General features: G+C 41.7%; 10 protein-coding genes. 4 read left to right on the top strand and 6 right to left on the bottom strand.

Translation table 11 applies throughout. The annotated features are described in order from the left end of the window. Positions 1–211 precede the first annotated feature (211 nt). The gene (locus AC19MV_RS18965; RefSeq protein ID WP_498309503.1) at positions 212–1,753 is read left to right on the top strand and encodes a YjjI family glycine radical enzyme; all 1,542 of its coding nucleotides are present in this window, start codon (positions 212–214) and stop codon (positions 1,751–1,753) included. After that, entirely contained in the window at positions 1,746–2,642 is an 897-nt protein-coding gene (locus AC19MV_RS18960) for a YjjW family glycine radical enzyme activase (protein ID WP_498309502.1), read from the top strand. The genes AC19MV_RS18965 and AC19MV_RS18960 overlap by 8 nt, the downstream gene beginning before the upstream one ends. Before the next feature lie 51 nt (positions 2,643–2,693). Here the strand turns inward: AC19MV_RS18960 and AC19MV_RS18955 are convergent, their stop codons facing one another. The 5 genes from AC19MV_RS18955 to AC19MV_RS18935 form a co-directional block, all read right to left on the bottom strand. Next, positions 2,694–3,626, bottom strand: a complete 933-nt coding sequence (locus AC19MV_RS18955; protein WP_498309500.1) for a LysR family transcriptional regulator — start codon at positions 3,624–3,626, stop codon at positions 2,694–2,696. Between the two features lie 355 nt (positions 3,627–3,981). Further along, positions 3,982–4,923, bottom strand: coding sequence for an NrfD/PsrC family molybdoenzyme membrane anchor subunit (nrfD, locus tag AC19MV_RS18950; RefSeq protein WP_498309499.1), 942 nt, complete (start codon positions 4,921–4,923; stop codon positions 3,982–3,984). Continuing rightward, on the bottom strand, positions 4,920–5,492 hold the full coding sequence (locus AC19MV_RS18945; RefSeq protein ID WP_124730918.1) for a 4Fe-4S dicluster domain-containing protein: 573 nt from the start codon (positions 5,490–5,492) through the stop codon (positions 4,920–4,922). The genes nrfD and AC19MV_RS18945 overlap by 4 nt, the downstream gene beginning before the upstream one ends. A gap of 27 nt (positions 5,493–5,519) precedes the next feature. After that, positions 5,520–7,802, bottom strand: coding sequence for a thiosulfate reductase PhsA (gene phsA / locus AC19MV_RS18940; protein WP_498309497.1), 2,283 nt, complete (start codon positions 7,800–7,802; stop codon positions 5,520–5,522). A gap of 197 nt (positions 7,803–7,999) precedes the next feature. Continuing rightward, positions 8,000–9,868, bottom strand: coding sequence for a sensor histidine kinase (locus AC19MV_RS18935; RefSeq protein ID WP_498309496.1), 1,869 nt, complete (start codon positions 9,866–9,868; stop codon positions 8,000–8,002). Between the two features lie 169 nt (positions 9,869–10,037). On the opposite strand from AC19MV_RS18935, the gene AC19MV_RS18930 reads away from it, so the two are divergent. Together AC19MV_RS18930 and AC19MV_RS18925 are read left to right on the top strand one after the other, a co-directional pair. Beyond that, positions 10,038–10,649, top strand: coding sequence for a response regulator transcription factor (locus AC19MV_RS18930; RefSeq protein ID WP_498309494.1), 612 nt, complete (start codon positions 10,038–10,040; stop codon positions 10,647–10,649). A gap of 226 nt (positions 10,650–10,875) precedes the next feature. Next, entirely contained in the window at positions 10,876–12,951 is a 2,076-nt protein-coding gene (locus tag AC19MV_RS18925) for a M13 family metallopeptidase (RefSeq protein WP_498309493.1), read from the top strand. A 275-nt stretch (positions 12,952–13,226) separates the two neighbouring features. Here the strand turns inward: AC19MV_RS18925 and AC19MV_RS18920 are convergent, their stop codons facing one another. Beyond that, positions 13,227–14,432 (bottom strand): hypothetical protein, encoded by a 1,206-nt coding sequence (locus AC19MV_RS18920; RefSeq protein ID WP_498309492.1) that lies wholly within the window; start codon positions 14,430–14,432, stop codon positions 13,227–13,229. Positions 14,433–14,528: the final 96 nt, after the last annotated feature.

The raw sequence follows: 14,528 nt of genomic DNA, 5'->3' as shown, positions 1-14,528 counted from the left end.
CATCTTGTTAATCCATTAACTCAATAGTTAATAAAGGCCTTATTTATATAAGGCCTTTATTATTTGTTACATCCTAAAAAAGTTGTGATCTACATCATCGGATTTCGATTCCCTCAACCCCGCCTTCGGCTCTTTTCACTGTTGTAAGCCCCTTTAAATCAGTACATTAGCTGGTCACATTAAATCAGCACTGTCATAAATGGATTGCATTATGTCATTACAAAATCGCATTACTCATATCATCAAAGATCCACTTCTGTCAGCAAAACAAAAGTCAAATTACTTGGCGTTAGAAGCTGAGAACAGTCTTGATTATGTTGAAGTCTCCGAGCAGGCATTAGCAGCAAAACAAGCTGGCATTATTTGCGATATGTTTGAAGGTCATGCGCCATATAAACCACGCTATGTATTGCCAGATTATGCCCGGTATCTCAGTCAGGGATCTGATTATTTAGAGATGCCACCAGCGCAAGACTTTGATGATGCCTTAAACGCACTCATGGTGCTTTATCATCATGTGCCCTCGGTCACCAATATTCCCGTGTATTTAGGCCAACTCGATACACTGCTCATGCCATTTGTATCAGATATGGACAATGATGCCATTTACCGGAAATTAACCCGCTTTTGGATTTTATTGGACCGCACCCTGCCCGATGCATTTATGCATGTGAATATTGGCCCAACGGATAATATAATTTGTCGTACGCTGTTACGCATTGATGCTGAGCTACAACAAATAGCCCCAAACCTCACCTTTATGTACGACCCAAGCACCACCCCAGATGATTTATTGCTACAAGCCACCAGCAATATTTGCTTGTGTAATAAGCCGCATATTGCCAATTACCCAATGCATGCCAACAGTTTTGATGAGCGCGGATTTGGGATTGTGAGTTGTTATAACGCCCTGCCATTAGCCGGAGGCGCCAATACCTTAGTGCGTCTTAATCTTAAGCAAGTGGCAATACAATCAACCAGCATTACAGACTTTTTTGAACGCGCCTTGCCCTATTATTGCCAACTCACCTATGAGCTGATTGAAGCACGCTCGGCATTTTTACATCAACAATCACATTTCTTTGACAGCTTTTTAGTTAAAGAGCAGCTTATTGATGAGTCGCGGTTTTCTCCGATGTTTGGCATTTATGGCATGGCAGAAGCAGTGAATACATTGCGAGGGATCTCCAATGAGTCTCATAGTACGCAACACACTTATGGCCATCACCAGGAGGCTAATGCTCTCGGGCTTAAAATATCACAGGCATTGGATCAAATTGTGACCACCACGCCAGTAACTTATGGCCTCAACGAACGTGCCTTGTTGCATTCACAAAGTGGCATTAGTCTCGACACTGATGTGACACCTGGCGTGAGGATCCCTAATGGTTTTGAACCGGATCCTATTAGCCATATTCAAGCAGTGGCGCAACATCATCAATATTACCCTGCCGGCATAAGTGATATTTTAAGCTTAGATGAAACCATAAAAGCCAATCCTCAAGCCATGATGCAATTGTGCAAAGGCGCGCTAAGTATGGGCTTTAGAGAATTTACCGCGAATGTAGCTAACACAGAATTAATTAGAGTCACAGGCTACATGGTGAAACGTTCGGACATTGAAAAGTTTAGCCAATGCGGCTCTCGCACCAACACCACAGGCTTAGCCGCTGAAGCCGCTGCCAATACTGGGATGATGCAAAGAAAAGCACGGGTGATTGCCCATGAGCAAGTGCCCATTTGTTATGAGTAGAGAAGCCATTGTAAGTCAAATACTGCCATTTTCATGTGTCGATGGACCCGGCAGTCGTTTGGTTATATTTTTGCAGGGGTGTAATTATCAATGTAAAAACTGTCATAACCCATATACGATTAATGTCTGCAATGCGTGTGGTGATTGCATCGAGCATTGTCCTCAACAAGCCCTTAAGCGAGTAAAGATTGGCACTAAAGACCATATTGCGTGGGATAAAAACCTGTGCAGCCAATGTGATACCTGTCTGAGCATTTGCCCTACACAATCGTCTCCTAAAACCACCACTTACAGCGTTGAGCAGTTGGTTGCAATAATCGAAGCGCAAAGGCATGTGATTAATGGCATTACCGTGAGTGGCGGTGAAGCCAGTTTACAATTGCCCTTTGTGATTAACTTATTTAAAGCCATCAAGTCTACGGCACATATAGCACACTTAAGTTGCATGATTGACACCAATGGCAGTTTATCGATAACAGGCTGGCATAAGTTACTGCCTTATTTAGATGGCGCAATGGTCGATTTAAAAGCCTGGCAACAAGACACACATCGCTATATTACTGCTCGTGATAATCATCCGGTGTTTCAGTCAATAACATGGTTAGCAGCGCAGCATAAATTATATGAAGTAAGGCTCTTATCTATCCCAACAATGACTGATTATGATGTCGAAATTGAAGCATTAGCCAATTACCTTCGACAATTGCCCTCCTCTACGCAGATCAAACTCAATGCATTTCATCATCACGGTGTAGAAGGAATCGCCGCACAATGGCCAGTTTGTACTCAAGATGATATCGAATTACTCGCCAGCCAACTTATACAGCGTGGCGTAAATAACATCACCTTACCCACAATATATTTGAATGAGTCCAGACGGATGCCTTAACGCTTAAGTCTTAGCCCTTAATCATAAACGCTTAAGCATATGTCTTAAGCATTAGCGCTTAATCTCAGGTCGACAATGTAATATTTGATCAAATAGCCAACGTAAGGCTGGATCGTTCATGCTTTGACGATGCCACACCACACTATAGGCAACACGGCCATATTCAATCGGTAACGTTTTTATCACCAGCCCTTGAGCCTGTTTTGCTTGCGTTGCCCAACGATGAGAGCAGGTAAACAGTAACTCACTGTGATGACACATCGTGGCGGCGCTGCCAAAATCAGCAACCGAGATAGGCACATGACGTTTCCTTGCTTGCTGAGCCAATAGAATATCAAAGAATGGCGTATTCAAATCGGTATCACTAATACCAATATGACCAAAGCGTAAATAGTCTTCCAGGCTTAGATGAGTTTGAGCGCTTAAAGGATGGTTAGGATGCATTAGGCACACCATTTCATCATTCATTAAGGTTTCCCAAACTAGGTTTTCATCAATATGAGTCGGTTGACTAAGATCATGCGGCAAAATAATAAAATCTAATGAGCCATTTGTTAGCCCGTCAAAGCCAATATTATCTTTATTGTAAATATCTAAGTGAATATTGGGCGCCACCGTTAAGATATGAGCGCACAGCTTCGCGGCTAATAATTCAAAGGTACTTTCTCGCATCGCAATGGAGTACCGACCTTGGTACTGCGCAGGGTTAAACACGTCCTGATTCATGATCTGGTTCATGTCATTGATCATTTGCTGCACGCTTGGCGCTAATCGTTTTGCTAATGGCGTCGCGATCAAAACATTGCCATGACGATAAAATAATTCGTCATTAAGATTATCCCTAAGCTGGCTTAAGGTTTTACTCACTGAAGATGGGCTCAAACATAAGCGCTCGGCACTGGCGGTAACACTTAGTGTATCGAGCATCACATGCAAGGTTATTAAGTGTTTCATACTAATACGAGAAAGTTTTGCCAAATCCATACGCTAATAAGCCTTCATCAGAACGAGAGTAAAATATAACTCGTTGCCAGCATCAGAGATACGCCAAGACTTGATAATCACGAAGCAATTCACACTCAAGCAAAATAACCTGTCAGAATTGACGCGTTATCCATCAATAAGCACAAATTAATCTCACAACTTTCTCTTTAAATTTATTCCTAACGCTCATTCCTAACACTGAGACTTCACCACTCACGCTTCAAGATTTGCACTTCAAAATTAGCGATCTACAACTGGCAAGTCATATTTTGTCATGCCATGAAAAAAGTCTTCCTCTTATTCTTAAAGAGGAAGACTTTAATGTTGTTAATTTAAATCGACCAACTTAAATCAATCAACTGATATAGCTTTGACCTGCATACATAATGAAATGACGTAGTGCCAGTACACCGGTTAAGCTGCAACACGCTACCGTCAACATCATCGCCTTGGTATGGCGAGCCTTAGAAGGTAGAAACATTGACAATATAGGGATACAAAAACCAATCCCAACCACACCATACCAAAACACACTCGCCCAAATATCTTGAGTCAACGAAGCTAATGCCTCTACCGCTGCGCCGCCTGTAAAATACAATGAGGTAAACAGCATGACTAAAAACATCATTTCAGTAATGATGACCGGTAAATCTAAACCGTGTAACTTCATCACATCGTCGTCATGTGTTGTGCTGTTAAAGCAGGTTAATGCCACAATTAAGTTTCCTGCAGCGCCAGCTGATAAACCCGATGCTAAAAACAACGCCGGTAAGATTGCCGTATTTAACATAGGGTATGCATTCATCGCCGAAAGCAGAAAACCGGTATAGGCTCCCACACCAATCGCAAGAACAAACAAGAGTATTTCAATCACTTTACGAAATGGCATTAATAGATGACTTATCGGCACTAAGAACCCCAACTTCCATTTTGGCAGTTCATCGCGCAGTACAATCATCGAATACGCGATACCCAAAGGTGAATACGCTAATAACGCAACCACACCAATGGCCATCACAGAGTCGAAATTGTAATTGATTAAAATCAACCAAAAATGAAATGGTTTGGTTAAGTCAAATACCAAACATGCAAGCCCTAAGCTAATCGCCACAGGACCAATAATCGCAGAAGCTTTTGAGATTGGGCTTTCAATCTGTTTATCTTTGCTATACCAACGCATAACAATACCAATCAGCACGCTACCTGCCGATAACCCGGCCATAAATAAGTAAATGGCAATAATCCAGTTCCACACCACAGGATCGTATTGCGCCATATCGCCCCAGATATTGTTCATGATTGAATCCCTCCACGTTTAGTCGGAACACGGTAAACCCTAGGTTTGGTGCCTAAATGGGTTTTATCTTGATAAGTTATTTTGGTATTGAGTAACTTAGCCACGTCGCTGTTACTGTCGTTAGCATCGCCAAAATACAATGCATCGGTAGGACACACCGTCACACAAGCGGGTTGCTCACCTCTTGCCAAACGCGTGTCTTTACAGAAATTGCATTTGTCAGCCGCTTTAGTGATGGGGTTAATAAATCGGACTTTATAAGGACACGCCGCCACACAATACATACAACCGATGCACTTATCGTTATGGATAGACACTAGGCCATTTTCATCGATGTAAGCTGCACCTGTAGGACACACAGTGACACAGGGCGCGTCTTCACATTGCTGACATGACACTCTATGGTATTTAAAGTGAAGATTAGGTGCTTCACCAAATGGTCCTTCTACTCGTACTTGCAGGCGGGTTACCCCTTCTGGTACATCATTTTCGCTACGGCAGGCTACATTACACGCTTGGCAGCCGATGCATTTGTTTTCGTCATGCACCATGACATATCGTTTATTCATAGGAGACTCCAAATCAATTAGTTACGGCTAAATTTTTACCAACTTAACACCAGTGGTATGTATGTTCATGCCACAAACTGGCGCACTCGCATTGGGTAATAAATTGCCGCAATGAATGCCTTTACCCGTTGCACGAACCAACTCTTTGTTTTTAGAGCCAAAGCCCATGTACGCAAATACGGTGTCTTGACGAATACCCGGCGTGACTAACGCGGTCCCTTCTTCACTGCCGACACTGCTGGTTAATTGAATGGCATCACCACTGTGAATATTTAAACGGCCTGCCGTAATAGGATGGATCCAAATAGCATTGTCAGACATCAAGTTGGCTAACATTGGAATGTTATGCGTTGCCCCGTTGGTATGAACGGCCACTTTGCCTTGAATAAAATACAATTCGTCAGCTTGCTTAAGCTGCACTGGGCGATGCTTAATCACACCTCTTCCGGGCGCCATGTCTTCAACTTGCGCTGAGGTTAACTCTATTTTTCCGCTCGGGGTTTTAAATGTCATTGCCGATGCGTAGCTGCCGTCATGATCAGCATGTCGAGCATTAGGGTATGCGTTAACAAATTCGGCAACCATACTCGGTTCACGTAACATTAACGGCTTGCCATAACTGACATAACCCATTTTTTTGATGTGTGCTAATAGGTTGTGATCGCGATTAACCTGCATAAGTTGTAAAGTTTCAATGTTTTCCCATGGGTAAAACTTCTCAAGTCCTAACGCATGGCCTAGCTCTTTAAAGATTTGCCAGCTTGGGCGAGTATTACCAATGGTTTCCACCGCACGTTGACGCACATAATAAGCCGGGTTTTTACCAGACTTATCCGCAATTTCTTCATCACGTTCAAGGTAGGTAGACTCAGGTAAAATAATGTCGGCATACGCCGCTGTTTCACTGATGTACAAATCGCAGCACACCACTAATTCTAGTGCTTTAAGCGTTTGTTCGACTTTTGCTCTGTCTGTTAGCGTTTGCAACGGGTTAGTACGACTCATTACCCAGGCTTTGAGTTGATAGGGTTTAGCCTCTAATGTTGCATCTATGATGGTTTGATACACACCACCTGACGACCACATGAGTTTGTATTGCTTTTCAACTTGATCAATGCGTATCGCAGAAATTTTAGGCATCCCTTCAACACCCGGTGTGGCTAATTCTGGCGCGACAGCTTCACCGGCAAACTTATTGTAACCCGGAGCTTTTTGGCCCATGTATATGCCACCTTTGCGCTCAATATTACCAATCAAAATATTGGCAGCATAAATAGCGCGGCGCATATCAAATTCTTCTGGAGTAAAAGTCGCACGATGGCCAAAATCAACTACCGCATGTGGTGCATGGCTAGCGTATTCATGGGCGATACGACGAATGGCAACCGCAGACACATCTGAAATCGATTCTGCCCACTCAGGAGTATATTGTTTAACTTCTGCCGCAAACTCATCAAAACCGACAACATATTGTTCAACAAATTGACTGTCATACAAATTGTCATAAATCAGTACATGGCATAAGGCTAATGCCACTGACACATCAGTGCCTGGACGTATGGCGTGCCATTCATCGGCTTTATCTGCTACCACAGAGAAACGAGGTTCAAATACAACTAACTTGGCCCCTTTATCCATCTGAGCTTGCATCATGCCTCTGGTTTCAGACATGTTAATGCCTTCATAGATATTATGACCAAAATTGATAATGTATTCAGAGTTACCAAGGTCGCGCTTCATTTTGGTGCCGAACATGGCTTTCGCGGCAATTTCATAAGCGCCAGGACATGTTGAAGCGTGTGTGAATGTATTGGGCGTACCGAATGCCGCCGCTAAGTGAAAAACATGGCCGTCTAACGAACCAGATTTAGATGAAAACGCGACAGTTTCTGCACCATATTGTTTTTTTATGGTGTTGAGTTTCTCGGCGATAAATTGATAAGCATCGTCCCAGCTAATTTCGGTCCATTTACCTTCACCACGTTCACCAGCACGTTTTAGCGGTTTAACAATTCGCTGTGGATCGTATAACAAGCTATGCCCTGCACCACCACGAGCACACACTTTACCGCCGAAGGATTTGGCTTCTTTATTGCCGCTAATAAACACATTTTTGCCATCGACAATGCGTGCCTTAATTGGACAGCGTGTCGAGCACATTTCGCAAATACTGGCCACTTCAGAAGCAATCCCTTTAAGAGGTTGTTTCTCTATTGCTGCTAGCGAGCCAGGTAAAATACTTGCCAGCGCACAAGTTGCACCACTGGCACCAGCTCCCTTTAAAAAATGACGCCGATTTAACTGAATCATAATTGCCCCCTTCACCTTGGCGAAGCTTAACGTTATTACGGTTAACTTTGATTTAACGGGCTTAAGGATTAAACATCTCACTAAGCTCCATCGCTAAATACATTGTTAACTCTTAATACTATTAGGGGTATTGTGGTAAACCACATTGCGCATCATCATTTGATAGCCATCACGGTTTAAACGCTCAAAACATAACGTTAAATGAATTTAGGGTCGCTAAGATAGGATTCTGGAGGAAGGTTTACTGGTATATCAATGAATACACGGCAACCTGTTTGCCAAGGTGCGCTATAGTCACTTTCACATTTGGCTAAACTGATTTGGCCACCAAACTTCATAATGACATCATTACAAATGGCCAAGCCGAGCCCTAAGCCATTTTCTTTAGTAGAGAAAAACGTTGTTTTAAAATCTTCGTTTGAACACGTAAGGCCAATCCCATTATCGTATATTTTTAACTGTAAATGCCCATTGACCAGTCTTAGCTCAATGAAAATCTTCTTTAAACCCTGCTGTAAATGATGTGTTTCAGCCAATGCATCAATCGCATTTTTTAATACGTTTATCACGACCTGACAAAAACCAACCTTATCGCCTTTTAACATCATTTCACCGCAATTGAATTGGCTTTCAACAATAATTTTGTGACTTAAAAACTCATGGGCTAATAACTCTAAACACAAGGTAATTTGTTCACACACATCAAAATCAATACTTTGAGTGTCTTTTCGTTGCAACAAAGTTCTTATCCGATGCACAATTTCTCCGGCACGATTCGATTGACGCAATATTTTACCGAGCAATTGGTATTGCACAGAGTCTTCACCATAATGTTTAGCCTGTTCTAGCATGCCTCCTTCACTGTATTGTGTTATTGCAGCAATGGGTTGATTAAGCTCATGGGCTAAACCTGCTCCAATTTCACCTAAAATCGCCGCGCTTTGTAATCGCTCTAATTGTAATGCTTTGGTTTTTAACTGACGCTCTGTGGCCAGTAAATTCTCACTTTTCCTTATAAACCGGTATTCAAGCCACAAATGATAAATTGTGGCAATAATAAATAAACCAATAAAACCAAAACCCCACTGTTGATTAAGCTTAATCCATTGCCAAGCCTGTATGTAAAGAGGCTCTTTACTGGCTTGTAGATCTAACGCTTTAAATAACTTAATCACTTCAAATTGGCTTATTGGCGCTGCCCAACCACGATTTTGACCAATGATTGAAATAGGATCGGACTCACTAATGGAAAATAATGCGCGGGTGATGTCAGTTCTGACGGTTAAAGGAACCGTATCAGATGAGGCAAAAGACCAATTAGGATACAAAGGAGTGCTCACCGCACAGTCGTAACCGTCTGGGGTGATATCATTAATCACACGAAAGTGTTCCGCATTGATGTAGCCTTCTGCAACCATTTGCTCAAAGGTGCAAAAAGGCGTAATCGCAATATCTGCTGTGTTATCACGTACCTGATAAATTAACGGCTCTAACGGAAACCCAAGAAAAGAAACATTATCGAAAAAATGTTCGGTAGGATAATCCATAGAATGAATCAAGCCCATCGCCGCTTGATACCCGCCTAGTGCATTAGGATCGCTTGCAACGGCAGAATGACCAGCTAAATCTGCTAGTGTAAATAAATCACTCTCTTTCCTAACGATAATGGTGGCACCAATCGCAAACGTATTACCGCCATGTTTATCGCTTTTCATGGTGGCTAGCCACGAAATAGGAAAATCATCACTCATGCTAAAATAATGACCCGGATTTGTGACCACAAATTGCACCTGACCATTCATTAACTGTTGGTTCATTTGAGTAAAATCTAGCGGTACCACTTCAAAACTGGCTGACGGTACTGTTGAAGTAAGGTAATCCATCAGCGGTTGCCAACGCGTAATACTTTTTGCCACGCCATAATTTGCCAGCACAGCCACACGATAATGCACAGCATCGTTATCTGTTAAGGTCTCTGTCTTGTTAATTGTAGATGTTGCATCTGCACTCGATAACACCATCAATGAAGTTATCAAGATAAATAGTAACGTTATAGCTCGGCGCATTTAATGCTCATCACTCTTAATAGGTCGCAGGTAGCAGGTCGCAGATAATGACATTTTAAAGCACTATTTAAGCCAATAAAGTTGCATATCGCACAAAACACAATCAACAATTTGCTCAATAGTGAGTAATGATTACACTAAGCAGTAACCATCCAAGCCTGTGATTAATATGCCTACTATTCAACGCCTTTACATGGTCGATGACGACTTAGCGATACTCGATTCAATGCAATTTATGTTGTTGCAGTACGGTTATGATTTACAGGTTTTTGATAGTGCCGAACACTTTTTAAACAGTATAGATACATCACTGCCAGCCTGTTTAATTGTCGACAGTAATATGCCTGATATTACCGGCCAGCAATTACAGCAAACACTGGTGAGTGCGCAAAGTCCCATCGGGATCATATTTCTCACTGGACATGGTGATCTCCCCATGGCCGTTAATGCATTTAGACAAGGTGCCTGTGATTTTTTTCAAAAACCAGTAAAAGGCAAAGAGCTGGTGCAAGCAATAGAAAAAGCCTTGCTAGTAAGCGGACATGAGTATGAAAAAATACAACTACAACAGCGCTACAGCACGTTAACAGAAAGAGAAGATCAAGTATTGCAGCTGCTTATTGCAGGTAAAACCAATAAACAAATGGCCGATACGCTTTTTGTGTCATTGCGAACCATTGAAGTTCATAGAGCAAAAATCATCAAAAAACTCGAAGTACATAATGCTGCTGAACTGGCTAAATTCAGTCCATTCTTGTCTGATAATACCAATATGGATTGATGCTAACACCTGAATTACCGCGATGTTATTGATTAAATTTTACCCGCTCATCTTCACTGTATTGTCATAAATACAGCATTATCCCTACATTAACTGCGCCTTTAAGCTTATTTTCATAAAGTTTTGCTTATATTTACTCACAATTTCGACATTGACATTTTTTGTCATTCTTAGATTATGGTTCAGCAAACAACATATTAAAAATATAAAAGGAAATACCATTACAATGAAAAAGTCCTTAATTTCTATCGCATTAACAGCAGCGCTATTGACAGCCTGTGGCGGCGAACAACCCACACCTCCTGCAAAAGTGAGTACACCAGCGGCACAACCTGTTGTAGCTAAAGCAGAGTTAGGTACTTTTGGTATTGATTTATCCGCACGTAATGAAGCCATTAAACCAGGTGATGATTTCTTTATGTACACCAGTGGCACATGGTACGACAACTTTGAAATGCCAGCCGATAAAACTCGCTATGGTGCATTTAGTGTATTAGCAGAGCGCAGTGAAGATCAAGTTAAAGCGATTATTGATGACATCGCCAGTCGTGAAAACTTAACCGACGAAGAACAGCTAATTGCTGATTTTTATCATGCTTACATGGACACAGACACCATTAATAAGCGTGGTATCACTGCGATTCAACCCACGTTAGATCAAATTAATGCCATCAAAAATACCGATGACTTAACTAAAGTCTTTGGCCAGGCCTGGCTCACAGGGGCCTCATCTCCGATTGGCGGCGGCATGTGGTTTAACCGTTTAGACCCAGACCAGTATGAAATGACCATAGGTGCGGGTGGCCTAGGATTACCCGATCGTTCATATTATTTAGAAGACAGCGAGCGTTTTAGTAGTATTCGTGATGCTTATGTAAAACACATTGCTACCATGCTTAACTATGCAGGTATTGAAAATGGCGAACAACATGCAAAAGCCATTTTAGCGCTCGAAACCCAAATTGCTGAAGGCCAATGGCCACGTGAAAAGCGTCGCGACCGCGACCTAACCTTAAACCAAATTAGCCGCAGCGATTTAGCCAAAACATACCCTGGCTTTAATTGGGATCTGTTTTTTGAACAAACCGGCTACCAAGTCCCGCAGTTAAACATTTCACAACCAGAACCGGTTAACGCCATGATTGGCTTAGTCAATAATAGCGATCTTGCAGTATGGAAAGACTACCTCACCTTCCATACCATCACCAATAATGCTGAATTATTGTCTGAAGACATCTTTAATCAAAACTTTGCCTTTTTTGGTAAAACATTAAATGGTCAAGAAGAGCCACGTCCACGTTGGAAACGCGCAGTTGAACAAATGTCTGGCACCCAGTCATTAGGGTTTGCGATTGGTAAAGTCTACGTAGAACGCTATTTCCCTGAATCATCTAAACATCAAATGGCAGAGCTAGTTGAAAACCTTCGCACAGCGCTAGGTCAACGTATTGATGGCTTAGATTGGATGGGCGAAGAAACCAAAGTCAACGCACACGCCAAGCTTGCCGCATTTACCCCTAAAATTGGTTACCCAGATGTATGGCAAAAATACGATGGCTTATCATTAAAGAAAGATGACTTAGTCGCGAACATTGCCCAGCTTCGTCAGTATTTCCAGGATGATAGCGTTGCAAACGAGCTTAAGAAAACTGATCGTAATCGTTGGGGCATGACCCCGCAGTTTGTGAATGCGTATTACAACAGTTCGTTTAATGAAATTGTATTCCCTGCAGCGATATTACAACCTCCGTTCTTCGATCCAAATGCTGATCCAGCAGTAAATTATGGCAGTATTGGTGCAGTTATTGGCCATGAAATGGGCCACGGATTCGATGATCAAGGCTCTAAATCAGATGCGCACGGTATTCAGCGCAATTGGTGGACAGATGCAGATCGCGCCGCCTTTGAAGCCAAAGCCGATATGTTGGCTCAACAGTACAGCCTATACGAACCGCTACCAGAAAACTTTGTTAATGGCCGTAACAGCCTAGGCGAAAACATTGGCGATGTGGGCGGATTGTCTATGGCATACCATGCTTACAAGTTAAGCCTAAACGGTAAAGAAGCACCTATTATCGACGGCACCACAGGCGATCAACGCTTCTTTATGGCGTGGGCACAAGTGTGGAAAGAAAAACGCACTGAGCAAAGTATGCTAAGTCAATTACGTGCAGGCACCCATGCCCCAGGTCGTTACCGTGCACTAGCACCACGTAACCACGATGCATGGTACAAAGCGTTTGATGTTAAACCAGGTGACAAGCTGTATTTACCAGAAGATCAACGCGTGCGTATTTGGTAGTTTTACAGATTACAGATTACGTACTTGGAGTTAGGCTTTAGGCGTTAAGCGTTAGGAAATATCATTTAATGCTTAAAACCGTACGATAATCAGTTTTGATGCAATAAGCATCCGACACAAAAAATGCCAGTCAGTTAACTGACTGGCATTTTTATCGCTATATCTGCGAAGACCTAAAATAATACCAATGGCCTTTTGGTTAATTAATAACCGAGGAGATTGAGACCTAGACACACATTCGGATTGATTAATCTGTTACTGGTCAAAGCGTTTAATCACTCTACAAGTCGATTAACAATTTCCTCTTGATAAGATTTAACCGTAGAGAAGCTTTGTATTTTCATAAATAAGTCCGAGGCCGTTTGCTTAGATACACCTGCTAAATTAACCCCTTTATACAGTGCGGGTAGCGTGTTTTGTTTTATGGCGTTATCTGCAAATATTAAATTTAATTTGACGACACGGGCCAATTCTTCTTGATAGAGAAAAAATTGCCTTAAATGTGTATTCTCTATTTTGGCCGTTTTAGATCTGTCTATTGTTAGGATTTCATCTATTAAGCGGTTTAATCTACTGCGAAACTCAATCGCTTCATCCATCACTTCAAGCCATTTTATGTCAGTATTTGATAACAAAGCCAAAAAGAACAATGTACGTGCTTTGTTATAATTAATGAACCCTGGCCACATAACATCTTCACTAGAAATACTAAGTGCCCTATCAAACTGGTCACATGCAGATTTTAAATACATGGTCACATCTTCTATAATTGACGGAGAAATAGAGCCAATAGCTTTGTGCACCACACTAAGACCTTCAAGTGAGAGAATATCGATATTCCCCATATTTAAAGACTCTCTGAGCAAGTGCATGCCCTTTTTGTTGTAATATAAGCCAAGGTAATTGTGATAAATTGTTTTTGTGACCGGATTTCGCAATATAGGGCCACGCACATGCAGAAGATCAGCATGGATATTAAAATTACCATAAGCAACAAAATTCTGGTATGAAACAACAGCTTTAAATAACTTTATTGATTCAGTAATTTGAATTGAATTTCCCTTGCTTACCGAATGCAGTATGTCACGTTGCCTATCTACCTCTGTTAATATCTTGTCCATCCGTTGTTTATAGCGTTTTTTGTCTGTATCAGAAGCATTAAAAACAGCAGGAAATAACACAATGAGATCAATCATATACTGCAACGTATCAGCAAACAGAACAGCAGTACCGGACTCTTTTTTTAACTTATATTCAACGGAATCGAATAGTGCTTTGTCTAGTGCTTTTTCATCTTTAGACTTGAATTGATTAATTAACTCTGGAAGTGAAATGACATAGTGCTCATTATCAAGAATGTTACCTTCCATTTTACTTATATTGTTCACACTATCGATGGATGTATATGTCCTGACAGCAATAAAAAGGGCTAATAGTGCAATGCAGAACCCAGGGTAAGAGCATGAAAATTCACTTGCCAAAAATAACCTTTTCAAGGTAATTGGTGTTGCGATTAGCTTTCATTTGTTTTGCTCTTACTCCTTTCTTAAAGCTTGTCTCTGACTGAAGACGATTCA

The organism is Shewanella sp. MF05913, from assembly GCF_059758095.1.
Note: the sequence above shows the minus strand (reverse complement) of the source record. Positions and strands in the feature narration are given on the sequence as shown.

What these genes read in the sequence shown, in the direction of transcription:
- phsA (WP_498309497.1), bottom strand. Translation starts at nt 7,802, where the DNA reads ATGATTCAGTTAAATCGGCGTCATTTTTTAAAGGGAGCTGGTGCCAGT.
- AC19MV_RS18935 (WP_498309496.1), bottom strand. Translation starts at nt 9,868, where the DNA reads ATGCGCCGAGCTATAACGTTACTATTTATCTTGATAACTTCATTGATG.
- AC19MV_RS18945 (WP_124730918.1), bottom strand. Translation starts at nt 5,492, where the DNA reads ATGAATAAACGATATGTCATGGTGCATGACGAAAACAAATGCATCGGC.
- AC19MV_RS18925 (WP_498309493.1), top strand. Translation starts at nt 10,876, where the DNA reads ATGAAAAAGTCCTTAATTTCTATCGCATTAACAGCAGCGCTATTGACA.
- AC19MV_RS18955 (WP_498309500.1), bottom strand. Translation starts at nt 3,626, where the DNA reads ATGGATTTGGCAAAACTTTCTCGTATTAGTATGAAACACTTAATAACC.
- AC19MV_RS18965 (WP_498309503.1), top strand. Translation starts at nt 212, where the DNA reads ATGTCATTACAAAATCGCATTACTCATATCATCAAAGATCCACTTCTG.
- AC19MV_RS18960 (WP_498309502.1), top strand. Translation starts at nt 1,746, where the DNA reads ATGAGTAGAGAAGCCATTGTAAGTCAAATACTGCCATTTTCATGTGTC.
- AC19MV_RS18930 (WP_498309494.1), top strand. Translation starts at nt 10,038, where the DNA reads ATGCCTACTATTCAACGCCTTTACATGGTCGATGACGACTTAGCGATA.
- nrfD (WP_498309499.1), bottom strand. Translation starts at nt 4,923, where the DNA reads ATGAACAATATCTGGGGCGATATGGCGCAATACGATCCTGTGGTGTGG.